The following is a 22,797-nucleotide window of genomic DNA, read 5'->3' on the forward strand; positions in this document are numbered from 1 at the left end:
CACGACGCTTTCATTCATCGGCGCATCGGGGGCCCTTGCGCTTCTACCGCTCAAAGGCGGTGAATTCGGGATTCTAAGCGTCATTCTTTTGGGCGCATCCGTCTATTTGATTTCCCGCAAAATAACCGACCCCCTTATCTGTAAACCATCATCAAATATATGAATAAACAAATATCAATTTCAATAGCCGTTGCGGCTCTGATTATCGGCGGGGCGTTCTATCTTTCTTCGCAGAAAAAGGGCGCGGAGCTTCCCCTTACAGCCGGCGTCAATCAAGCACTTGCGGCAAAATTTGAAATCCTAAAACAAAACGGTAATTCTTCGTGCTCTGGAACATTCAGGGAATCTATCGCTGCAATGCCAGATACAAACCGCTTGCAGGGTTCATGCTGCAGTCCCATGTCACTTCACCGCTACGCCGAGCAGGTTGAAGGGTTAGTAGAATTTAAATCTGTTACCGGCCAAAACATTGATAAAATTCCCGACGATCCGTATGACATAGAAGCGGGACTTGCCAAAGAATTGCTGTCTTATTACGACCTTGAACTCACGCCGGACGAACAGAAGGCATACGATTACGCGATGCTTAATTCAAGCGAGAAGGGACCGTGCTGCTGCAAATGCTGGAGATGGTATGTCTATGGCGGCCTTGGTAAATACCTTATTAAAAATCACGGCTTCACCGGAGAACAGCTCACCGAGGTTTGGAATCTTTCCGACGGGTGCGGCGGTGATAGCGAACATCATCATTAAAAACCATGAACGAAGAACAACAATTCACCAAGCAGGAAAAACGAGAAATGCGAAGGCAAGAAAAAGAAGCAGAACAGCGCTCACAGCAACGCAATCGCTTTATGCGTAAAATCAGAAATTATGGCATTGTTTTTGCAATTATTACCCTTGTGGGTTACGGCCTATATCTGTTAGCGCAAAGCAGCGCACCGAAAGGAGAAAATTTCAGCCGCTCTGTTTCTTTAATGGAGGCAAGTCATATCGCGACCGGCAGTCAATTACCAGAATATACTTCAAACCCGCCGACATCGGGGCCGCACTACGGTCAAACCGCCCGTTCAGGTTTTCGCGATGAAATGATTTCCGACCAAAATATTATTCACAACCTTGAGCATGGCGATATATGGATCGCGTATCACCCGCGCATCGCAGGAGAAACAAAAGAAGCATTGAAGCAATTCGGGGCTGCGAAAGTCATCATCACGCCACGCGAAGCAAATGAAACAGACATAGCACTCGCCGCCTGGGGCCGGCTTGACATATTTGATATCGAAAATGACACCTTGCCGATTGAGCGTATCAAAGATTTTATCAAGCGTTACACAAATAAAGGCCCCGAACAGGTTCCCGGAGCAAGCGGGGGCATATAAGCAAACCCATGACATCAATAATCCGCAACAGCTTAATCATTTTTTCTTTCCTTCTTCTCTCGATCACCATCATCGGCATTTTTTGGCTTGTTACCACGCCCGGAGCGCAGGCCGGCCTTATTTTCGCCTACGCGGCTGGGATCTCTATGATTTTTCTTCCCTGCACTTTGCCTTTGGTATTTGTTATTGTGCCCTTGGCCATGAAGCAGTCGCCGCTCAAGGGGCTTACAATGGCGGTGCTTTTCGGATTAGGACTTGCAATTACTTTGAGTATCTACGGCGCGGCTGTCGCGTGGTTCGGAGAATACATTGGCATGAATACTCTCATCCGCTTCATGTTCGGCATTGCCGGAGCAATGGCATTTGTTTTCGGGCTCTCTGAACTGCGCCTGATGACCGTGCGCCTGCCGTTTATGGCGAAAGTTCTGCCAACCTCAATTCAAAAAGGCGGTGACTATTCAAAATCGTTTTTTATGGGTCTTTTCTTGGGCAACGCTGGTGTAGGCTGTCCCAATCCCGCTTTCTATGTTCTTTTAACTTACATCGCAACCGTCGGCAATGTAGGAGACGGCATTACTTTGGGAGTAATACATGGTTTGGGCAGAGCCACGCCACTCATTTTCTTAACCGTTCTTGCTATTTTGGGGATCAACACGCTTAATTGGGTGGGTCGTCAGCAAACAAGAATTGAAAGGGCAATGGGCTGGGGGTTGGTCGGAATCGGCGCGTATCTTTTTCAATATCTGCCATTCAAGATGGCATTTTGGGAGGGCTCAATCTTTCATGTCGCGTGGAATAATTTAGTCATGAAAGTGTTGCCCAGCATTTCCATGAATCAAGTTCTAAGGAAAAGTTCTCAATAAGTTTGCCAATTGATAAGCCTGCCTGCCTAACGTGGCTAGCCATCAATAAAGCGCCATTTAAGGTGCTTTTGAGTTTGTGACGCAGCTTACTTTTAATTGTTTGGTTTTTATTATACTCTAAAAAGTAATTGGTAAAACTTTACATATGAAAGCCATTTGGAACAATAAAGTGATTGCCGAGAGTGACAAAACAATTGTCGTTGAGGGCAATCATTACTTTCCTCCTGATTCGATTAAAAAAGAATATTTCAAAGTAAGCGACTATCACACGACCTGTCCGTGGAAGGGGGAGGCGAGTTATTATAGTGTGGAAGTAAATGGCTCGGTTAACGAAAATGCCGCTTGGTATTACCCCAATCCATCTGAAGCGGCCAAGGAAATTAAAGGCTATGTAGCTTTTTGGCACGGTGTTGAAGTTGGTTAGAACCGTCTTTTCAATGAGTAGCTTTCAGGGTATACTGTTGGCATGAAATTGCGCAATAAATTATCTTACACTTTGGCGAGCTTGCCTAGTTTTTTAGTTGCCTTGCCAGTTTTGGCGGTTGATGTGGGGTTAAATTATGGCACATCGCTTGGTCTTGGTACGCGTGATGTAAGAGAAACAATCTTGCGTATTATTCAAGCCTTTTTTGCCTTTTTAGGAGTTTTAGCAATACTTGCGATTATTTATGGCGGTTTTAGAATCATGACGGCTGGCGGTGACCAAGACCAAAGCGGAGAAGGCCGTAAAGCTATGGTGGCTGGTGTAATCGGGCTAGTTATTGTTCTAACAGCTTTCGCCATTGCAACTTTTGTAGTTGATTCAATTATCAACGCGTTATAATTTTTAGTCTATATTTCGACAAAGCCCATTCGGGCTTTTTTGTGACTAAACATTTTAGATATGTTATACTTCAGCTATGGTTGCTAAAATTAAGCCAAACGTGCCAACTATTTTAGTTGTTTTTGGAGCGACCGGAGATTTAATGGCTAAAAAAATAGTCCCGGCGCTTTTTTTGTTGCATCAAGCCGGCGAATTACCAAAAATGTTTAGGGTCCAAGGTTATTCTCGCCGAGATCTAAACGATGAAAAGTTTCGTTCGCACGTTTACGGTATTCTCAAAAAAAAGAAGTTTACTCGTAGTAGAAAACCAGTCCAAAAATTTTTGGATCTTTTTCATTTTCAGCAGGGTTCGTTTGGACGGCACCAAGATTATGTGAACCTTGCCGAACATTTGGGCGCGGTTGACGGTGAATGGAAAGTTTGCGCTAATAAATTATTTTATTTAGCTGTGGCACCAGAGCATGTTGAAACTATTGTTAAAAATTTAAAAAGATCCAAACTTACGGATCTATGCAGTGATGAAATTGGTTGGAGCCGGGTAATTGTAGAAAAACCTTTTGGTGAGAATTTAAAAAGCGCCGGAAAATTAGATGAACTTTTGGCATCCTTATTTAAGGAGGAACAGATATATCGTATTGACCATTACTTAGCCAAAGAGATGCTACAAAATATTTTAACCTTTAGATTTGGTAATAATTTGTTTGAAGCTAATTGGAACAATAAATACATTGAAAGTATTGACATGAAACTTTGGGAAAGTATAGGCGTTGAGGACCGCGGTGTTTTTTATGACAAGGTTGGGGCCTTGCGCGATGTCGGTCAAAATCATATGTTGCAAATGATTGCGTTGATAACTATGAATAATCCAGCCAGCCAAGACCCGACCCAAATCCGTAAAGCCCGTTCTCGCATATTGCAAACCCTCCACAGGCCAACGCAACGGGAGGCTAAAGATATGTCTTTTAGGGCACAGTATACAGGTTATAAAGGAATCAAGGGAGTTAAGCGAGGTTCTAAAGCGTCTACTTATTTTAAACTGCAAACATTTTTAGAACATCCTCGTTGGAGAGGGGTTCCAATTACGATTGAAAGCGGTAAACGCATGGGAAGGGTGCGAAAAGAAATTGAGGTATTATTTAAACATCCAACCCCTTGCCTTTGCCCGCCTGGCAAACATTTTCAAAACCGAGTAATCTTTAGTATTCAGCCCAACACCGGCATTAGGGTTGAATTTTGGTCAAAGCGTCCAGGCTTTAAGCCCCAGCTAGAAAAGCGACGTCTTAAATATTTTTTGTATAAGGAGGAAAATAAGACTCAATATGTACAAGAATATGCCAAATTGTTGTTGGACTGTATCAATGGCGACCAAACACTGTTTGTCAGTACTCATGAAATTAGAGCGATGTGGCGCATGATTGATCCTTTTATGGAAGCCTGGAAAAAAGATTTGGTACCATTAGAAAGTTATAAGCCTAATCGTTATTCAATCTCGACTCAAGCTGATAAAGTGCTCGCCGCGCACCAGCCTCATGGAGATAAGAGAATTGGTATTATTGGCCTTGGTCGAATGGGTGCAAATTTAGCGCGTAACTTGTTAGCCCAAGGTTGGGACATTGTTGGTTACGACCGAACACCTGACGATATACCGGATGTCGTGGAGCGAGGGTTACGTTTGACCAAATCTATCCCGGAACTGATTGAAAAAATGCCAAAGCCGCGTCTAATTTGGTTGATGGTACCGGCCGGCAAGCCAGTTGACGATGTTTTGTTTGGCAAAGGTGGGTTGGTTGGGCTTTTGTCAAAAGGAGACACTATTATTGATGGCGGAAATTCATTTTATAAAAATACCCTGAAGCGCGCCAGAAAAGTTAAACAGCGCGGTATTAATTTTTTGGATTGCGGTGTATCGGGCGGTCCAAGCGGGGCTCGCCGAGGCGCTTGCTTAATGGTTGGGGGAGATAAAAAGATTTTTTTAAAACACGAAAAATTATTCCAAGACATGGCCATTGCCCAAGGGTATCAGTTTTTTGAAGGGTATGGCGCTGGCCATTTTGTAAAAATGGTACATAACGGGATCGAGTACGGTATGATGCAGGCGATTGGCGAGGGGTTCCACGTATTAAAAAAATCGAAGTTTAATTTAGATTTAAAACGAGCCTCTAATGTGTATAATCATGGTAGCGTAATTGAGTCTAGATTGGTCGGGTGGTTAATAGATGCTTATAGAAAATACGGGGTTAGCTTAGAAAAAGTTGATGGTCGCGTGTCTCACACTGGTGAGGGTGAATGGACCATTAAAGCCGCTAAGGAGTTAAGGGTGCCGGTTAAAGTTATTGAGGATTCGTTTCGTTTTAGAGTTCAATCCGGCAAAAATCCCACTTACACTGGACAAGTTGTTTCGGCCCTGCGCGGAGAATTTGGTAGGCATCCAGTATTAAAAAGGCCGGTAAAAAAGGAGAGAAAGAAAAAATGAGACCAAAAAATTTGAAAACTAAAATTTATTTGGACAGCGGCGATCCGACTGAAACCAAAGCAGCGATTGACAGACTGGGCTTTTTAGACGGCCAAACTACCAATCCGTCATTAATTGCAAAAAATCCTGACGCCAGTGATAAAAAATTCAGCGAACAAGAAGTGTATGATTTTTATAAACATGTGGTCCAAGAAATATCCGGACTAATTCCTGATAGATCGGTATCGATTGAAGTCTATGCTGAAAAAAAGACGCCCGCCCGTAAGATGGTAAAACAGGCCCAGGCGATGTATGAATGGATTCCCAATGCCCACATTAAATTGCCAATTACAGCAGGCGGTCTTGAAGCGGCACAAAGACTGACTGAAGATAAAATTCGAGTAAATATGACTTTGTGTTTTACCCAACAGCAAGCCGCAGCCGTGTATGCCGCGACGCGCGGGGCGCAAAGGAGCGATGTCTATGTTTCACCGTTTGACGGGCGCTTAGATGATTTAGGCGAGTGTGGTGTATGCTTAATTGAAGATATTATGAAAATGTTTTCCCAAGGTGATGGACACGTGGAAACTTTGATGGCGAGTGTCCGAAATATCGATCATTTGCTTTATGCAATTTATACAGGCGTTGATATTATCACCGTCCCGTTTAAAGTTTTGAAAGAATGGGGCGATGCCGGCATGCCAGTCCCCAAAGAGTTAGGCAACCTCGATACTCTTCGCGGCCTGAAAAAAATTGAATATCAAGAATTAGATTTAACTCAAGATTGGAAAGCCTTTGATATCTCCCACCCTTTAACGGATAAAGGACTAGTCAAATTTGCCGCTGATTGGAATAATTTGATAAAATAATCATCTTTAATTCCTCCCTGTTACATTGCCGCCCCGGCCAGGTGATGGTGAAAGTTACTGCAATGTCATATCCAGCAGAGTCGAGGGATTTCTGATATTATTATAATAACAGTTTGAGATTTCTCCATGTGCCTCCATGGCCGCATAGTTGAAATGACAAAGACTTTATGCAAAAAGTTTTTATTAAAAATCGTAAAAATCAAAATTTGGCGGTGATTATTGAGGAGCACAGCTCACCTAAGGGTCTAGCTTTTGTTATGCACGGCCTTGGTTCATTTAAAGAGCAGGCTCAAATTGAAACCGTGGCTAAAGCTTTTAGGGATGCTGATTGCACGGTGGTGCGCTTTGACACAACTAATACTTTAGGAGAAAGCGATGGAGATTTTGCCCTAGCCACAACTACAAATTACTATGAGGACTTGGAGGATGTTTTAAAATGGTCAACCGAACAAGATTGGTACCAAGAGCCTTTTATTTTAGCCGGCCATAGTTTAGGCGCGATTTGTTCAGGAATTTTTACTCAAAAATTTCCTAAAAAAGTAAAAGCTTTAGCATTATTGTCTGCGGTTGTATCGGGTAAATTATCTGCCGAAGCTAGTGCTAGCGAGGTTAAAGAGTGGGAGGCTAAAGGCTGGCAGTTGCGAGAAAGCCGATCAAAACCAGGAACGCCGATGATAAAGTTGCCTTGGTCACACATGGTAGACCGTATGCGCTACGACCTATTGCCTCAGGCTAAAAAATTAACCATGCCGGTAATATTAATTGTTGGCGATGAAGACGAAACTACCCCCGTCAAACATCACAAAATTTTATATAAGGCCCTGCCCGGTAAGAAAAAATTGGAAGTCATAATAGGCGGCAGTCACGGTTTAAGGGGACCTGCCTTACCTGAACTTTACGAAATTTGCTTACAGTGGATTGCTAACTTGCCGCCTTAATGCCATTCCCGCGCAGTCTCTAAGTCATTCCTATACCGTATGGCAGTACGGGATAAACTCCGGCGAGAATCTCTATCAGATAGAGATCTCCCGATCATGAAGTCATACGGGCTGCCGTGGAGTCCGGATTGACGAGCGAAGTCAGCGCGTCACTTGAAAATATTTTTTTCGTTAGTATAATAAAATATACTAAAATTTTATATGGAATATAAAAAGTCGTCTCAAGATCCCAAAGTTATTGCCTTTACTTACGGCGTAATCGGGGCGCTATTAGTGTTGGTTATTGCCGGTTTTATTGCCTGGAATAGCCAAGAAGAGATAGTCCAATGGTTATCAGACAAACAAGGCGATCAAATAAAAACCTTGATTACCCAAAGCCCAAACGGCAATGAATATGACGGGAGCTTAGTGACGCAGGAAACGTTCGTGGTTGAAGCGGTCAAGCGGGCAAATCCGGCAGTTGTATCGGTCATAATTTCAAAAGATGTGCCCATCTACGAGCAGTATTATGAAAATGTTAATCCCTTTGGCGATGACTTTTTTGGCTTTCAAATTCCTCAATTACGCCAACGCCAAAACGGTACGGAAAAACGTGAAATCGGCGGCGGTTCAGGATTTTTAGTTTCTGCTGACGGTTTAATTATTACCAATAAACATGTGGTTGTTGCCCAAGACGCAGAGTATGCGGTTTTTACTAGCGACGGCGAAAGCTACGAAGCAGAAATTTTGGCGCGCGATCCTTTTTTTGACTTAGCCGTGATGAAAATTAAAGGCGATGATTTTCCGTATTTGGAATTTGCCGATTCTAGCGAAATACAACTTGGCCAAAGCGTAATTGCGATAGGCAATGCTTTGTCTGAATATCGCAATTCAGTGTCCGTTGGGATTGTGTCCGGTCTTTCAAGAAACATTGTGGCCGGTACCGGCTTCGGCCAATTTGAACAAATTGAAGAGGTAATTCAAACAGACGCGGCCATTAATCCCGGCAACTCAGGCGGCCCATTGCTGAATTTGTCAGGCAAGGTCATTGGCGTAAATGTCGCTGTGGCCGGGGGTGCTGAAAATATCGGATTTTCTATTCCGTCAAATAAAGTTAAATCCATTGTTGATTCAGTGATAGAAACGGGACGCATTGTACGTCCATATATTGGCGTGCGTTACCAGACTATAACGGAATCTTTGGCTGAAGCTAATGGTTTGCCTTATGATTACGGCGCCTTAATTGTTCGCGGCGAAACCAGCGAGGAATTGGCTGTGATTCCAGGGTCACCAGCCAATAAAGCCGGCTTAGAAGAAAATGACATAATATTAGAGATTGACGGAGTTAAGCTTGATGAGCGTTCTTTGGCTTCAGTTATTCGCGATAAGCAAGTTAGTGACACTATTACTTTAAAAGTGTATCAAAAAGGCGAGGAGAGAGAAGTGCGGATAACGCTTGAAGAGTTGTCTGAATAAGTATTGACAAAAATAAATATCTCAAGTAATCTTGTTACCCAATATGAAAGCTAAATCAACCAAACCTAAAGCGCCTCAAAAAATTGTTGAGTCAATGACACCAACTGAAATTTTTGAGTATTTTCCCAAACAAGCTCGGAAGCTCGCCATGACCATGACTGCCGCCGGATTGCATTGCGTTGGTTGCGGCATCGCTGAGTTTGAAGCTATTGGCGACGGCATGCGAGCTCATGGTATGGACCAAGATTATATTGATGGTCTAATTAATGAACTTAATGATATCGTCGTTGGCAAAAGCCAAGGCAAAGCGCCAAAGGCTGAAACGTTAAAGCCATTGAGCGAAATATAAAATGTCACTCCGAGAGAAGTCGAGGAATCTCACACTGCTGTAAGCTGTACTGATTATGGAAATGTTGAGATCTCTCCGCTGCGGTCGAGATGACAAATTTTAACTGCTATCCGGCAGTTTTTTTGATTGTTAAAATATGGTATAATGTGGGTACAACAAGAATAATTTACGGTATGGAGGTTCATGAGCCCCAAAATCCTGAGGCCCTAAATCATTTCGAACAACAGCACGTACCTAAAATTGAAGTTGATTTTGTGGGCGAGATAATCAGGGTAAGGGTAGAAATAGATAACCCGATGCAGCCGGTACATTACTTGGACTGGATTGAACTTTATGTTGACGACGAAGCATATGATAAAGTTGAATTTGAACCAGAAGACCAAGCCATAGCTGAGTTTGACGTTGCCAAAGACGCCAAAAGCCTAAAAGCAATATCTAATTGCCATTTGCACGGTGCCTGGCAAACAAAGTTAACATTATAATTATGATATATATTGGTTCTGATCACGCTGGCTTTAAGTTAAAGGAAAAACTTAAAGTCTTTTTGAAAAACAAAGGTTACGAAGTTATTGACGTTGGCAATACAACATACCAAAAGCTTGATGATTATCCTAAATATTCTACCCGCGTAGCTGAAAGGGTAGTGAAGCATAAAAGCAGTTTTGGCGTGATGATTGGGCATAGCGGCCAAGGCGAAGCTATGGCTTGCAATAAAGTTCGTGGTGCCCGGGCCGCCCTTGCCTACAGCACTGAAATTGCGCGTTTAGCCCGGTCGCACAACAACGCTAATATTTTATGCCTCGGCCAAGGTTTTACAACTTTGCCGATGGCCAAACAAATTACAGAAGTTTTTTTGAATACTCGATTCTCTTCGGCTAAGCGCCACCACCGGCGAGTAAAGCAGTTAAGCCGTATTCGGTAATGGTTAAAATTATCCCTACCATTTTAGTTAAGGGCGAATCAGAATTTTTGAATAAAGTAAAAAAGTATGAACCATATTTCAAAATTGCCCAAATCGATGTTTTAGATAACACCTTAGTAAAAAGTAAAAGTTGGCATAATTTTTCAAAAATAAAAAAAATTAATTCTAAGTTAAATTACGAAATTCATTTAATGGTTACTCGGCCTTCGGATTACTTAAACGAGTTGTCAGGGTTTAAAAAAATTAAACGGGTGGTATGGCACATAGAAGCTATTCGAGACGAATCTCAAATGCGCCAGTTGCTAAGCTTAGCCAAGAAAAATAAATGGCAAACTGGGTTAGCCATTAATCCCGAAACGCCGGTGAGCAAAATTACTCCCTGGCTTTTATCTTTTAATGTTATACTTGTAATGACAGTGGAGCCAGGTAAAAATGGCGCCAAATTTCAACCTCGTACGTTAACGAAAATTAAACAGCTCGCCAAACGTGTCGGACCTTATAAAATTGCCGCTGACGGCGGTATTAGCGATGCCACCGCGCCAAAGGTGGCGGCGGCCGGAGCGAGAATTTTATCTAGCGGGAGTTTTTTAAACCAAGGAGAAATTAAATCACAATTAACTAAATTACAAAATGCCATCAAAGAAATCAAAACTTAAAAAAAAGTCGCGAAAACCAAGCGGAAAAACAACTACAATTAAAGAAATCCAAGCCAGTTTTCGTCCCAAACTTAAAATTTGCGTTTCCGGCGCGGCGGCGGGCGAGTGCGTCCGGTTTGGTAAAGATAAAGCTTACGATGTGGGCAAGGCGATTGCCGAGCAAGGCGCGATTATCGTAACCGGCGCGACTAAGGGCATTCCGACCCACGCGGCTAAAGGGGCTAAGGAGGCCGGGGGATTTAGCATCGGTTTTTCTCCTGCGGCAACTGAAGCTGAGCATTTACGTTCATACCGCTTGCCTATGGAATATTTGGATATGGTGGTCTTTACCGGTTTTAATTACGCTGGGCGTAATTTATTGTTGACTCGGGCAAGTGACGCAGTGATTACCGTTTGCGGGCGAATTGGCACCCTGAATGAATTTACTGTCGCTTTTGAAGATAATAAGGTTCAAGGCGTTTTGTTGGGCAGCGGCGGTATTACGACTGAAATTGAACATATTTTAAATGTGGCTAAGCGTGGCTTTGGTAAAGTTATTTTTGATACTGACCCTGAACGTTTAGTCAGAAAAGTGGTAAAAGCGATTAAGCGGGAAAAGCGGGAGGAGAAGCTAGCTATGAATCGTAAAAACCACAACCGGAATAAACGCTGATAATCTATGGCCCAAAAAAATTTGAGCGTTAAACAAATCAATTCTAAGGCCAATAATATCCGTAAAAATATTATTAGTTCATTAGTTAAAGCGGGTTCGGGGCATTCGGCCGGACCGCTTGGGATGGCTGAAGTTTTTGCCGCCTTGTACTTTAATGTTTTAAACCACGACCCTAAAAAACCTTGGCATCCAAACCGTGACCGCGTAATTTTATCGGCTGGGCACATTTGTCCGGTTTGGTACGCAACTTTAGCTGAAGCCGGATATTTTCCAAAATCAGAACTTCAAACTTTACGCCAATTAGGTAGCCGACTGCAAGGTCATCCGCATTATCGTAGCGCACCAGGCATTGAAAATGCCGCTGGGCCGTTGGGGCAAGGCATTTCCATTGCCGCCGGTATGGCCTTGGCCGGCAGAATGGATAACAAATCTTGGAAGGTCTTTTGCGTCATGGGTGATGGCGAACAGCAGGAAGGGCAAGTGTGGGAAGCGTTGTGGTTTGCTGGTAAAAATCGGCTGTCTAATTTAACCATAATCGTGGATCGTAATAACATCCAAATTGATGGCCATACCGAAGACGTCATGCCCTTAGAACCATTTGAAGAAAAATATGAAGCTTTTAATTGGCACGTGCTTTCTATTAACGGGCATAGCGTCAGTGAAATTATTAATGCCTGTGAGCAAGCTGATGCTATGCAAGAAAAGCCCACGATGATTATTGCCAATACAATTCCTGGTAAGGGTGTTCATTTTATGGAAGATCGGCCCGAATGGCACGGTAAGCCGCCCAAGCTAGCAGAAGCTAAACACGCCCTAAAACATTTACGGACCTTGGGCGGTAAAATTGAATGTCATGATTATGAGTAAATTAGCGCTTGTAAAAAAACAGAAATTATCACCCCAGCTTTTTAGGCCGAATATAAAAATGGAAGCTACCCGCTCCGGTTATGGACATGGTTTGGTGGCGGCCGGAAAAGCTGATAAGAATGTGGTGGCACTGTGTTGTGATTTAACTGATTCAACCAAGACAAATTTTTTTGAAGTCGAATTTCCAAGTCGCTTTGTGGAAGTGGGTGTGGCCGAGCAAAATTTAGCCGGTCTAGGCGCCGGCATGGCTATGGTTGGAAAAATTCCGTTTATTGCTTCTTATGCGACCTTTTCTCCCGGCCGTAATTGGGATCAGGTCCGAGTGTCAATTTGTTACCAAAATTTAAATGTTAAAATTGTCGGCGCTCACGCCGGAGTGTCGGTTGGCCCAGACGGCGCCACCCACCAGGCCTTAGAAGACATTGCTATCACTCGCGTGTTGCCTAACTTAACAGTTTTAGCCCCGGCCGACTATGAAGAAGCTAAAAAGGCAACTATTGAAGCGGCTAAAATTAAAGGGCCGGTTTACATTCGGCTGGCCAGGTCGGCTAGTGCTATTTTTACTACCCAAAAGTCACCTTTTAAAATTGGCCGAGCAGAAGTTTTAACCCAAGGCACGGACGTCACGGTAGTCGCAAGTGGCCCGTTGGTTTACCAATCATTATTAGCAGCTAATGAAATCAAAAAAGAAGTTTCGGTTGAAGTGATTAATTGCCATACAATTAAACCAATTGATTATAAAACAATAATTAAGTCAACTAAAAAAACCGGCCGGGTGGTAACAGTTGAAGAGCATCAATTAAATGGCGGATTAGGCGGAGCGGTAGCTGAAGTTTTAACTAGGCATTACCCCGCACCGCAAGAATTTGTGGCTATGCCTGACCGGTTTGGTGAGTCAGGCAAACCTGAACAGCTATTAGCTAAGTTCGGCCTAGATAAGGACGGTATTATAAAGGCAGTTAAAAGAGTGTTAAAGCGCTAACCTTTTTGTCATTTCGACTAAGCGAACATAGTGAGCGCCTGGAGAAATCTCACACCTAGAATATGAGCCCTAATTTTAAAGATTTGTCAGACGATTGGAAAGAGTGACCCGCCTGACGGACGTGCAGGGATCTTTAGACTTCGCTCGGGATGACATTATTATTGTAAAATTATGAAAAAACACAAAATATTTGTAACACGAAAAATTCCTGAAGTTGGGTTGAATTTGCTAAAAAAACAAAAAAATTTTGAAGTTAAAATAAGCCCATACGATCGTGTTTTAACTTCAATCGAACTTGTCCGCAAAGTTAAAAATTGTTCCTCCATTTTATCTTTATTAACGGATAAAATTGACGCTTCGGTAATGAAAGCGGCTGGTGATAACTTAAAAATTGTGGCTAATTACGCCGTTGGATTTGACAACATTGACATTAATTATGCTAAAAAAAATAAAATAATAGTCACCAATACGCCAGGAGTTTTAACCGATGCGGTAGCTGAATTGACCATGGCATTAGTTTTATCTGCCACTAAACGAATAGTCGAGGCTGATAAATTTACCCGGGCAGGTAAATTTAAGGGTTGGGCGCCACTGCTTTTTTTAGGGGCTGAGTTGAAAGGTAAAACTTTGGGCATTGTCGGTGCCGGCCGGATTGGTTTGGCGGTTGCGACGAGAGCTCAAGGTTTAGGCATGAAAATAATTTATTCCAGCCACAAAAGAAACCCGAAGTTTGAAAAAGCTACGCGCGGTAAATTTGTAAGTTTAAACGCATTATTGAAAAACTCTGATGTGATTAGTTTGCATGTGCCGCTAACCCCACAAACGACACACTTGATTGGTTTAGGTCAGCTTAAACAAATGAAGTCAACAGCTTACCTTATTAATACCTCACGCGGCCAAGTGGTGGACGAGCACGCTTTGGTGAAAGTTTTACAACAAGGCACAATTGCCGGCGCGGCGTTGGACGTTTTTGAATGCGAGCCACGTCTATCTCAAGGCTTGAATACATTACGAAACGTCGTTTTAACCCCGCACATTGCTTCAGGCACGATTGAAACACGTTCTAAGATGGCAGAAATTGCCGCCCAAAATATAATTAATGTTTTACACGACAAAAAGCCATTAACCCCAATTTAGTCGTTTCGGCCGACGCCGAGTTAGGCTCGGCGAAGCGGAGAAATCTCAAACCTATCACATTTCTAGCATGAAACCTCTTGGCCACACGGAGTTTCGCTCGAGATAACAATTAATTTAAATTTATGTTTGGAAAAAAACACGTCATGATGAATTACAATAAGATTGCCGATTATTTGTATGTCGGCTCAAACTTCTGCTGCCAAATGGATTTTGATAAAATGCTTATTCAAAAAGAAGGGATTGCGGCTGACGTGAGTATTGAAGACGAACGCGTGGATGCCCCCTTTGGCTTAAAATTCTTCTTATGGCTGCCGACCAAAGACAATACGGCGCCTACGTTTGATCAATTAAAAGCTGGCGCTAATTTTATTAAGGAGATGATTGATCAAAAAAAGCCAGTCTACATTCACTGTAAAAATGGCCATGGGCGCGCCCCGACAATGGCGGCGGCTTATTTGATTATGGCTGGTATGGGCGTAGATGAAGCGATTGCTTTACTAAAAAAACAACGTCCTGAGGTCCACCCGGTCGCCGAACAAATTGAAGCATTGAGAAAATTCAGCCAGAATAAATAAACATGCCAATAACCATTGACGGTGTAGTAATTAAGGGCCGGCAGCAAGGTGAACGCCTTGGCTTTAAAACTGCGAATTTAAAAATTAAGCCAGGCCAATATAAGCCCGGTGTTTTTGTGTCTGAAACTACCATTAGGCAAGATAAATATCCGGGAGTGAGTCACGTTGGCCCAGCCCCGACTTTTAATCAAAATGAGTGGTTATGCGAAACTTATTTGTTTGATTATCAGAAAATATTATACGGCCAAAAAATCTCGGTTAAAATTTTAAAGAAAATTAGAGACTCAAAAAAATTTGATAACCCTGATGAGCTCAAGCAGGCGATTGAGAGAGATGTTCAAATTGCCAGAGACTTTTTCAAGCAATAATTGGTAAAAGTTGCAAATCAAGACTAATCGGTCTTTTTTTGGTATAATAAATAAAACAATTCGGTAAATTTTTTAAAATGGAGGCAAAAAAAACATCAAAAAAAACCAACCCTAAACCAGTCACGGTCCAAAGTATCAACCGCCAGAAATCAGGACGTGTCTGGTATTATTTTTTGTTGAGCGCGGTTTGGGTTGTAGCCTCATCGCTAATTATTTATTTTTTGTGGCAAAATACTCAACTAATAATCAATCGACAATATGATACTAAGTTCAATGCTGAGAGTGAAAAGCTGACCGCCGCATTAAATATTAAAATTGAAAATTATTTAGACTTGCTTTTTGCTCTCCAGGGGTTGTTTAAAGTTAACCAAGATGTTACTAATGTTGATTGGCAAAGTTTTTTATCTGATTTTGATTTGGCGACTCGTTATCCTGGCGTTTATGGCATTGGTTACTTTGAATCTGATGAGGGCGTATTGGCTTCTACGCAAGTTACCTATCTAAAAACTATTGATGACGATAATTTTTTATTGGGCCGAACTTTAGGCAGCTGGCCGGAGGTGGCTGCGGCGATTAACCAAGCCCATGAGTCTGGCGGTGTCATTGCTACCCGGCCGATTGCCCAAACGACTGAACGGATTGGAAAAACGGTTTGGTTAATTTTACCTTTCGGCGATACAGGCTTAAGTTCAGCGAGTTTCGTTGGGTTGATTATTAGGCCCGAACAGTTGTTTAACACTGTATTTAATAATTTGAACGTTGACAGTGGCATTGATTATCGTATTTATGATTCTCGTGTGTTATCGGTGTCCAATCTTTTGTATGGAAGTGAATTGGTGCAATCGCCTTTTTCCGCAAATTATTATTTAAATAAAAGATCTGAAGTTAGGGTAGCAGACAGAGTCTGGACATTTGATTTCTCCACCTTGCCGGCATTTAGCTTGGCCTTCCCGCAAGAACGGTTACCTCAATACGTATTGGTTGGCGGGGTCTCTTTTGGTCTGCTAATTTTATTAGTTTTATTATCCCAAAGCTCAACAAATTATCGAGCTTTATCGTTAGCTGAAAGGATGACAAGAAATTATAAACAAACGCAGCGTCGCTATATTGAACTTGTTGAATCAGCGCCTGATCCAGTTGTGATTTTAGATAAAACGGGAAAAATTTTGACTTTTAACAGCGCCGCGCAAACTTTATCGGGATATACGGAGGGAGAAATTGAAGGAAAACATTTTACTAAAATTAAATTGCTACCGCCTAAAGATTTAGCTAAGGCCATAAAAGAATTTGCCCTTTTAGCTATCGGTCAAAAACGCACACCCAATGAATACACTATCATTACTAAAAGTGGGAAACAACTAGTCATGGAAGCAAATTCGACACCCCTGAAAGAGGACGGAAAAGTTTTTGCGATCCAAGTAATTTTTCGCGATATAACTGAACGCAAAGAAAATGAACAGACCTTGCGTCAGTTTGCCAAGGAGTTAAACCGGGCCAAAAATAAAGCTGAAGAAGAAAAGACTAAATCAGAAATAATGTTGTCCAATATCGCTGACGGGGTAGTGGTGGTTGATAAAGACGGCAAATTGGTTAAGGCTAATAAAGAAGCCAAGCGATTATTGGATATTCATGCTGGTTATTATGGAAAAGTTTTCAATGAATTTTTCAAACCTCTAGGCTTGGATCAATCACCGCTTAAAAAGAAAGATGATTTTATAACTCGAACGATTAAAAATCATAAGGAAACTAGATATGTTAAAGCTATTTTGCATGATACTTCTAAGAATCAGATAGTAGTGCGTTTAACCGCCACGCCGCTAAAATTTGGCAATAATATTTTTGGGGCATTAATTGTTTTTCGTGACATTACTCGTGAAGAGGCGATTGACCGGCAGAAATCAGAATTTATTTCAATCGTGTCGCATGAATTGCGCACCCCGCTTTCCAGTATCAAATGGTTATTGCAGTTAATGCTAAGAGGGGAGGCCGGAAAAGTAAGCAAAGATCAAAAAGAATATTTGGAGGAGATGCTTGATGCTGATGAGCACATGATTAGGCTCGTTAATGACTTATTGAATGTTTCTAGAATTGAATCTGGTAGGGTGGGAATTTCCCCCAAGCCAACCGATTTAGTCAAAATGATAAATGAAATTATTGTTGAAGAAGCTCCTTTTTGCAAGGCGCGCAATGTTGATTGTGCCTTAGTTAGGGTTAATTCTAAAATTCCTAAACTTAAAGTTGACCCCAAAATGATGAGGCATGCTTTTAGCAATGTTATTAACAATGCTATTAAATATTCTAAAAACGCCGGGAGCGTAAAGGTTGAAATTAATCGGCAAGATCCTGATGTGGTAGTTAAGGTTAAAGATGATGGATTAGGGATTCCGGTTAGCGACCAGGAAAATATTTTTAAGAAGTTTTTCCGCGCCCATAACGCAATTAACCGTGATGTTGAAGGTAGCGGTTTAGGGCTATATTTTGTTAAACAGATAATTGAAGCTTCGGGCGGGAAAATTTGGTTTGAGTCAAAAGAAAAAAAAGGCACCACTTTCTATATAAGTTTGCCCCTTATTGGATCCAAAGCCAAGAAAGGTGAAAAATCTTTAATTTAGCTTTCATATTTGCCGGCAAACAAATTTGTTTAAGTGAACTTAAAGCCTCGATTATTGAAACAGTTTTATTTTCACCAAAAGAGTAATTTTATGGTATAATAATATCTAAATGTAGGATATTGCATTGCTTTGTATTTCAAATTGAATGTCAAAAAACCAAAAGAAAATTTTAATTATAGAAGACGATAAATTTCTTGCCAAGATGCTTGGCAATCTGCTTGAGTCTAACGGATATGAAGTTGTTTATGCTTCAAACGGGAGGGAAGGGTTGCTTAAGGTTGCTGAAAAACCAGATTTAGTTTTATTGGATATAATCTTGCCAGACCTCAACGGATTCGACTTATTGGAATCAATCAAAAGCGAAAAAGAGACCAGCAAAGTCCCGATTGTTATAATTTCTAATTTGGGCCAAACCGAAGATATCACTCAAGGCAAACAATTAGGTGCTAAAGATTATATTGTTAAAAGCGAAACCAGCTTGGATGATGTGGTGTTAAAAGTTAAACGCTTATTGACTAAAAGCAGAAAATGAAAATCTCCAACGATAGGTTAAAAATTTTAATTGAAAAACTTGATCTTATTGATGCTAAGGATTTAAAACAGGCTTATCAAGAGTCTGAGTCGGAAAATAGTTCGTTAAGTGAAGTTTTGGTCGAAAGCGATTTGATTAAAGATGAGCAGTTAGGCCAGGTGATTGCGGAGGATTTAGGCGTTGAATTTGTTGATTTAAGTCGTGTTGACATAGACGAGTCGGTGATGCAAGAAATACCTGAGCTAGTAGCCAAAGAACAACAGGTGATTGCTTATGCTAAAACACCGGAAGCGATTAAAATTGCTACGGCCGAACCTGCCAATTTAGAGATGATTAAATTAGTGGAAAAAAAGACCGGTTTTCCGGTATCAGTTCACTATGCCACGCCCAAAAGTATCCGCAGCGCTATCGTGCGATATCATAAAGGCATTGAAAAAGAATTTAAAGACATTATTTTGGAAAACGTGAATGAAGCCAAGGGTGGCGCTGAAGCTGAGGATTTACCAATAATTAAAATTGTCGATTCTATTTTAAATTACGCCCATGACAGCAAAGCTTCTGATGTTCACATTGAACCAACAGAAAAATATAGCGCGGTGAGATTTCGCATTGATGGAATTTTGCATGATATTTTAAAATTTCCCGCTCGCATTCATGAACTTGTTTTAACCCGGATCAAAGTTATGGCTAAACTCAGGCTGGACGAACATTTTTCCGCCCAAGACGGTAAATTACGCTTTAAAACTGATGAAGGTAAGGTTGATGTGCGTGTTTCTATCCTGCCGATTGTCGAAGGTGAGAAGATTGTAATGCGCTTGTTGTCGTCCAAAAGCCGTGAGTTTAGCTTGCAAAGTCTCGGCATGACTTCTCAAGATTTAAAAAAAGTTAATGCTGAGTACAAAAAGCCATACGGTATGATTATGACAACAGGGCCAACTGGTTCCGGTAAAACAACAACTTTATACGCCATTTTAAAAAAACTTAACCGACGTGAAGTTAATATATCCACCATTGAAGACCCTGTCGAGTACGACATTGATGGCGTCAATCAAATTCAAGCTAACCCAAAAACTAATTTAACTTTTGCTCATGGGTTAAGAAGTATTTTACGGCAAGACCCCGACATTATTATGGTCGGCGAAATTCGCGATGAGGAAACCGCCGGCATTGCAATTAACGCCGCTATCACCGGCCATTTACTCCTGACTAGCCTACATACTAATGACGCGCCCACTGCTATCCCACGGCTTTTGGATATGAATATTGAACCTTTTTTATTAGCATCAACTTTAAATATAATTATCGCTCAGCGGTTAGTGCGAAAAATTTGCCGGCAATGCGTCACCAGTCTGTCTGTTGACAGAAACGAATTGAAAAAAATCTTGCCGGAACAATATATTATCAAATATTTTGGCGGCGGCAAAAATGCCAGGCTGTACAAAGGCAAAGGTTGCAATATTTGTAATTCAACCGGCTACCAAGGCCGCATTGGCATTTTTGAAGTGTTAGCGATGAGTGAGGCGATTCGAAGTTCTATTATGAAACGATCTAATGTTGACGAAATTAGAACCATAGCTCAAAAGGAAGGCATGCGCACAATGATAGAAGACGGCATTGAAAAAGCTAAAGCCGGATTAACTTCATTGGAGGAAGTGATTCGGGTAGTGCGTAATTAAAAGTCATGAAATTTAACTACATCGCCGTTGATAAGCTTGGTCAAAAACGAAAAGGCAGCATAAATGCGGTTGATTTGCTAACGGCAAAGCGCAAGCTGGCGAGCGAGAAAAATTTATATTTGAGTAAAATCTCACCGGCCAGTAAAATTAATTTATCTGCCGGATTATCTATTGGCACAGTTTCGGCAACCGAGAAGATATTATTTGCTAAGCATTTATCGGCGATGCTTAAAGCCGGTGTTAGCTTAGGGGAGTCTTTAGAAGTATTGTCTGAACAGTCAATTTCACCTAAACTCAAGCGGATTAGTAAAAAGATAGCCAAAAGAGTCAGAGAGGGGCATCAGTTATCTTCTTCGCTGGCGCGCTACCCCAAGATTTTTGACGAGCTATTTATTAATATTGTTAGAATTGGAGAGGAGAGCGGGACGCTAGAAGACAGTTTATCGTATGTAGTCGATGACCTTGAGGATAGGCATGCCTTGCGGCAAAAAGTTGTCTCTGCATCAATTTATCCGGCCATAGTTTTAGCGTCGGCAGTAGCGTTGGGATTACTTTTGACTTATTTTGTTTTACCCAAAATTACTAACATTATCACAGCGGTCAGCGTTGAAATTCCACTCACCACCCGCATGCTGTTATGGATATCTGAAGTAATGGAAAATTACGGACTTTTTATTATCACGGGATTTGTGGGGGCGGTAATTTTGTTCAGAATTATTATCGCCCTCAAACCAGTTAAACCTATCTGGGCAAAATTTTTGCTAACTATTCCGATAGTAAACAAGCTTATTTTAGGATACAATTTAGCTTTAGTTAACCGCACCATGGCAACTTTATTGAAAAGCGGCTTAACAATTGACCGGGCGGTAACGGTTACTGCCGCCACTACTCGGAATGCGGTTTACAAACGCCGACTGGAAAAACTAACTCAAGAAATTCAAACTGGTACCTCGGTAAATACGTCGATAGAACAAATAGATAAGCATCACAAGCTGTTCCCACTAATGATGGTTAAAATGATTTCCGTTGGTGAAAAAACAGGTAAGTTGGACGCAACACTAAGTTATTTATCAGAGTACTACGGCAAAGAAGTAGAAAATACAACTAAAAATTTATCCAGCATAGTTGAACCGGCTCTGTTGATTGGAATTGGTATTGTGGTGGCTTTCGTGGCCTTATCAATTATTAGCCCAATTTACGAAATTACCGGGCAACTAAACCGATAACATAATTATTCTAATAATGTCATCCTGAATTTATTTCAGGATCTCTATTAGATAGAGATTCCGGAACACGAAGCCATGCGGCCTCGCGTGGAGTCCGGAATGACACCGGAGGGAACTCTTTTGAAAAAATTTTTTGAAAACAAAATCGGATTTACCTTAGTTGAATTATTAATTGTGCTCGGTATTTTATCAGTCGTGGCTGTTTTAGCAGTGCCGTTTTATCAATCTACTGTAGTGAATAGTGATTTTGATATTGCCGCTGACAATATCAAAAAAACTTTACGTCGGGCCGAAACAAACGCTGCCACCGGCTTTCAAGACGACTCTTGGGGAGTTTTTTTTATGGGCAATAGTTTTACTTTATATAAAGGCGAAAGCTTTGCCGCTCGCGACACAGATTTTGACGAAGCCGTCGGCGTGAACGCGATTTTTGTTTTATCAAATGATTTTAATGATGAAATAAATTTTGAAAAATATACTGGAACCCCTTCAGCTAACGGCACAGTGACCATTACGAGCCCCAACAATGAAACCTTGCTTATCACTGTTGATGCAATTGGTCGAGTCGATATAAGCGAACCTTAGACTAGGAGGAAATATAGCTGGGAAGTTAAATTATGTATAAATTAAAAATGAAAAAAACAACCGTCATTGCGAGGACCCCGACACTATGTCGGGGGACGTGGCAATCCCAGAGATTGCGACGCTCTTCTTCGGCAAGCTCAGAGTCGCTCGCAATGACCAAGGAGGGCGGGGAGCATTATGGTTTTTCATTAATTGAAGTTATTTTAGCGCTGGGGATTTTCGGGTTGCTGGCCGCTAGTATTTTGGGTATGGTGAGTGGAAATTATACAACTAACTTTGCTTCTCGGGATTTAATGCAAGCTACCGCTTTCGCCCAAGAAGGCATTGAGGGCGCCGCCGCCATTCGCCGCCAAGCTTTTAATTTACTCGTTAACGGTGACCATGGCCTCACCAAAACAAACGGTTATTGGGAATTAAGCGGCACCAGTGATACCAATGGTGCCTATACCCGCATTGTAACCATTGGCGATATCTATCGCGACGGCACGGGCGCGATTGTTAATCAAGGAGATCTGGGCGCGACATTAGATCCGACTTCAAAGTATTTATCTTCTCAAGTTACTTGGGATAGTATTTTTGGAATCAATAATCAAATTAGTTTAGATTCTGTTTTGACTAATTGGCAATCGGCTGATTGGACCCAAACCGATTGGTCGGGCGGCAGTGGTCAAGCAATTTGGTCAAATCCGACGCAATTTTTTGCTGATGACGGCAATATAGATTTTTCAACGGCCGGTGAAATTAAGCTGGCCAGTAGCGGTAGCGGCGGCGGCAACGAGTGCGGATTAAAAAGTTGGGGTTTTGACGTTGCTGACAATTATAATTTTAATGCGTCAGATATCGAAGTGGTTTCTAGCAACGCCCAGTTAATCGGCA

The 22,797-nt window shown here is 41.7% G+C and carries 25 protein-coding genes; all 25 read left to right on the forward strand.

All coding sequences use genetic code 11. From position 1 onward, the window contains the following. Positions 1 to 159: 159 nt before the first annotated feature. A complete protein-coding gene (locus COT81_01590; GenBank protein ID PIS05328.1) occupies positions 160 to 753 on the forward strand; it encodes a hypothetical protein in 594 nt (197 codons plus the stop codon). Between the two features lie 5 nt (positions 754 to 758). After that, entirely contained in the window at positions 759 to 1,382 is a 624-nt protein-coding gene (locus COT81_01595) for a hypothetical protein (protein PIS05329.1), read from the forward strand. Positions 1,383 to 1,390: 8 nt separating this feature from the next. Then, positions 1,391 to 2,245 carry a cytochrome C biogenesis protein gene (locus tag COT81_01600; GenBank protein ID PIS05330.1) on the forward strand — a complete coding sequence of 285 codons (855 nt, stop codon included), beginning with the start codon at positions 1,391 to 1,393 and terminating at the stop codon, positions 2,243 to 2,245. Between the two features lie 145 nt (positions 2,246 to 2,390). Further along, complete coding sequence (locus tag COT81_01605; GenBank protein ID PIS05331.1) at positions 2,391 to 2,669, forward strand: hypothetical protein; 279 nt, start codon at positions 2,391 to 2,393, stop codon at positions 2,667 to 2,669. Between the two features lie 42 nt (positions 2,670 to 2,711). Further along, a complete protein-coding gene (locus COT81_01610; protein ID PIS05332.1) occupies positions 2,712 to 3,068 on the forward strand; it encodes a hypothetical protein in 357 nt (118 codons plus the stop codon). A 76-nt stretch (positions 3,069 to 3,144) separates the two neighbouring features. Beyond that, positions 3,145 to 5,541, forward strand: a complete 2,397-nt coding sequence (locus COT81_01615) for a hypothetical protein (GenBank protein ID PIS05333.1) — start codon at positions 3,145 to 3,147, stop codon at positions 5,539 to 5,541. Continuing rightward, positions 5,538 to 6,389 (forward strand): transaldolase, encoded by an 852-nt coding sequence (locus COT81_01620; GenBank protein PIS05334.1) that lies wholly within the window; start codon positions 5,538 to 5,540, stop codon positions 6,387 to 6,389. Before COT81_01615 ends, COT81_01620 begins: the two co-directional genes overlap by 4 nt. A 167-nt stretch (positions 6,390 to 6,556) precedes the next feature. After that, positions 6,557 to 7,327, forward strand: a complete 771-nt coding sequence (locus COT81_01625) for a hypothetical protein (protein ID PIS05335.1) — start codon at positions 6,557 to 6,559, stop codon at positions 7,325 to 7,327. A 201-nt stretch (positions 7,328 to 7,528) separates the two neighbouring features. Beyond that, positions 7,529 to 8,782, forward strand: a complete 1,254-nt coding sequence (locus COT81_01630; protein ID PIS05336.1) for a hypothetical protein — start codon at positions 7,529 to 7,531, stop codon at positions 8,780 to 8,782. Positions 8,783 to 8,825: 43 nt separating this feature from the next. Further along, positions 8,826 to 9,131 carry a hypothetical protein gene (locus tag COT81_01635; protein ID PIS05337.1) on the forward strand — a complete coding sequence of 102 codons (306 nt, stop codon included), beginning with the start codon at positions 8,826 to 8,828 and terminating at the stop codon, positions 9,129 to 9,131. A gap of 89 nt (positions 9,132 to 9,220) precedes the next feature. Then, positions 9,221 to 9,613, forward strand: coding sequence for a hypothetical protein (locus tag COT81_01640; GenBank protein ID PIS05338.1), 393 nt, complete (start codon positions 9,221 to 9,223; stop codon positions 9,611 to 9,613). Beyond that, positions 9,613 to 10,053, forward strand: a complete 441-nt coding sequence (locus COT81_01645; protein ID PIS05351.1) for a ribose-5-phosphate isomerase — start codon at positions 9,613 to 9,615, stop codon at positions 10,051 to 10,053. Before COT81_01640 ends, COT81_01645 begins: the two co-directional genes overlap by 1 nt. Continuing rightward, positions 10,053 to 10,709 (forward strand): hypothetical protein, encoded by a 657-nt coding sequence (locus tag COT81_01650; GenBank protein ID PIS05339.1) that lies wholly within the window; start codon positions 10,053 to 10,055, stop codon positions 10,707 to 10,709. Before COT81_01645 ends, COT81_01650 begins: the two co-directional genes overlap by 1 nt. Then, complete coding sequence (locus COT81_01655; GenBank protein PIS05340.1) at positions 10,684 to 11,361, forward strand: hypothetical protein; 678 nt, start codon at positions 10,684 to 10,686, stop codon at positions 11,359 to 11,361. Before COT81_01650 ends, COT81_01655 begins: the two co-directional genes overlap by 26 nt. Before the next feature lie 6 nt (positions 11,362 to 11,367). After that, positions 11,368 to 12,228 (forward strand): transketolase, encoded by an 861-nt coding sequence (locus tag COT81_01660; GenBank protein PIS05341.1) that lies wholly within the window; start codon positions 11,368 to 11,370, stop codon positions 12,226 to 12,228. Between the two features lie 58 nt (positions 12,229 to 12,286). Next, positions 12,287 to 13,210: a transketolase gene (locus COT81_01665; protein PIS05352.1), complete on the forward strand. Its 924-nt coding sequence runs from the start codon at positions 12,287 to 12,289 to the stop codon at positions 13,208 to 13,210. 171 nt (positions 13,211 to 13,381) lie between these two features. After that, positions 13,382 to 14,347, forward strand: a complete 966-nt coding sequence (locus tag COT81_01670; GenBank protein ID PIS05342.1) for a D-glycerate dehydrogenase — start codon at positions 13,382 to 13,384, stop codon at positions 14,345 to 14,347. Positions 14,348 to 14,469: 122 nt separating this feature from the next. Continuing rightward, positions 14,470 to 14,922 (forward strand): protein phosphatase, encoded by a 453-nt coding sequence (locus COT81_01675; GenBank protein PIS05343.1) that lies wholly within the window; start codon positions 14,470 to 14,472, stop codon positions 14,920 to 14,922. A gap of 2 nt (positions 14,923 to 14,924) precedes the next feature. Further along, complete coding sequence (locus COT81_01680; protein ID PIS05344.1) at positions 14,925 to 15,290, forward strand: hypothetical protein; 366 nt, start codon at positions 14,925 to 14,927, stop codon at positions 15,288 to 15,290. Positions 15,291 to 15,367: 77 nt separating this feature from the next. Then, positions 15,368 to 17,902 carry a hypothetical protein gene (locus COT81_01685; GenBank protein PIS05345.1) on the forward strand — a complete coding sequence of 845 codons (2,535 nt, stop codon included), beginning with the start codon at positions 15,368 to 15,370 and terminating at the stop codon, positions 17,900 to 17,902. 145 nt (positions 17,903 to 18,047) lie between these two features. Further along, entirely contained in the window at positions 18,048 to 18,434 is a 387-nt protein-coding gene (locus COT81_01690; GenBank protein PIS05346.1) for a response regulator, read from the forward strand. Further along, positions 18,431 to 20,110, forward strand: coding sequence for a hypothetical protein (locus tag COT81_01695; protein PIS05347.1), 1,680 nt, complete (start codon positions 18,431 to 18,433; stop codon positions 20,108 to 20,110). The genes COT81_01690 and COT81_01695 overlap by 4 nt, the downstream gene beginning before the upstream one ends. Positions 20,111 to 20,115: 5 nt before the next feature. Further along, entirely contained in the window at positions 20,116 to 21,336 is a 1,221-nt protein-coding gene (locus COT81_01700; protein ID PIS05348.1) for a hypothetical protein, read from the forward strand. Between the two features lie 75 nt (positions 21,337 to 21,411). Continuing rightward, positions 21,412 to 21,921, forward strand: coding sequence for a hypothetical protein (locus tag COT81_01705; protein PIS05349.1), 510 nt, complete (start codon positions 21,412 to 21,414; stop codon positions 21,919 to 21,921). Between the two features lie 152 nt (positions 21,922 to 22,073). Beyond that, positions 22,074 to 22,797: hypothetical protein (locus COT81_01710; protein PIS05350.1), on the forward strand; the 724-nt coding region annotated here is incomplete at its 3' end.

The sequence above is a fragment of the Candidatus Buchananbacteria bacterium CG10_big_fil_rev_8_21_14_0_10_42_9 genome, assembly GCA_002773845.1.
In the GTDB taxonomy this organism is placed as follows: Bacteria; Patescibacteriota; Patescibacteriia; order Buchananbacterales; family 21-14-0-10-42-9; genus 21-14-0-10-42-9.

Coding starts and splice junctions, on each gene's coding strand:
- COT81_01590 (PIS05328.1), top strand. CDS start 160: ATGAATAAACAAATATCAATTTCAATAGCCGTTGCGGCTCTGATTATC.
- COT81_01655 (PIS05340.1), top strand. CDS start 10,684: ATGCCATCAAAGAAATCAAAACTTAAAAAAAAGTCGCGAAAACCAAGC.
- COT81_01635 (PIS05337.1), top strand. CDS start 8,826: ATGAAAGCTAAATCAACCAAACCTAAAGCGCCTCAAAAAATTGTTGAG.
- COT81_01620 (PIS05334.1), top strand. CDS start 5,538: ATGAGACCAAAAAATTTGAAAACTAAAATTTATTTGGACAGCGGCGAT.
- COT81_01705 (PIS05349.1), top strand. CDS start 21,412: ATGCGGCCTCGCGTGGAGTCCGGAATGACACCGGAGGGAACTCTTTTG.
- COT81_01625 (PIS05335.1), top strand. CDS start 6,557: ATGCAAAAAGTTTTTATTAAAAATCGTAAAAATCAAAATTTGGCGGTG.
- COT81_01630 (PIS05336.1), top strand. CDS start 7,529: ATGGAATATAAAAAGTCGTCTCAAGATCCCAAAGTTATTGCCTTTACT.
- COT81_01595 (PIS05329.1), top strand. CDS start 759: ATGAACGAAGAACAACAATTCACCAAGCAGGAAAAACGAGAAATGCGA.
- COT81_01660 (PIS05341.1), top strand. CDS start 11,368: ATGGCCCAAAAAAATTTGAGCGTTAAACAAATCAATTCTAAGGCCAAT.
- COT81_01690 (PIS05346.1), top strand. CDS start 18,048: ATGTCAAAAAACCAAAAGAAAATTTTAATTATAGAAGACGATAAATTT.
- COT81_01675 (PIS05343.1), top strand. CDS start 14,470: ATGTTTGGAAAAAAACACGTCATGATGAATTACAATAAGATTGCCGAT.
- COT81_01700 (PIS05348.1), top strand. CDS start 20,116: ATGAAATTTAACTACATCGCCGTTGATAAGCTTGGTCAAAAACGAAAA.
- COT81_01610 (PIS05332.1), top strand. CDS start 2,712: ATGAAATTGCGCAATAAATTATCTTACACTTTGGCGAGCTTGCCTAGT.
- COT81_01640 (PIS05338.1), top strand. CDS start 9,221: ATGACAAATTTTAACTGCTATCCGGCAGTTTTTTTGATTGTTAAAATA.
- COT81_01695 (PIS05347.1), top strand. CDS start 18,431: ATGAAAATCTCCAACGATAGGTTAAAAATTTTAATTGAAAAACTTGAT.
- COT81_01685 (PIS05345.1), top strand. CDS start 15,368: ATGGAGGCAAAAAAAACATCAAAAAAAACCAACCCTAAACCAGTCACG.
- COT81_01665 (PIS05352.1), top strand. CDS start 12,287: ATGGAAGCTACCCGCTCCGGTTATGGACATGGTTTGGTGGCGGCCGGA.
- COT81_01650 (PIS05339.1), top strand. CDS start 10,053: ATGGTTAAAATTATCCCTACCATTTTAGTTAAGGGCGAATCAGAATTT.
- COT81_01670 (PIS05342.1), top strand. CDS start 13,382: ATGAAAAAACACAAAATATTTGTAACACGAAAAATTCCTGAAGTTGGG.
- COT81_01605 (PIS05331.1), top strand. CDS start 2,391: ATGAAAGCCATTTGGAACAATAAAGTGATTGCCGAGAGTGACAAAACA.
- COT81_01600 (PIS05330.1), top strand. CDS start 1,391: ATGACATCAATAATCCGCAACAGCTTAATCATTTTTTCTTTCCTTCTT.
- COT81_01680 (PIS05344.1), top strand. CDS start 14,925: ATGCCAATAACCATTGACGGTGTAGTAATTAAGGGCCGGCAGCAAGGT.
- COT81_01615 (PIS05333.1), top strand. CDS start 3,145: ATGGTTGCTAAAATTAAGCCAAACGTGCCAACTATTTTAGTTGTTTTT.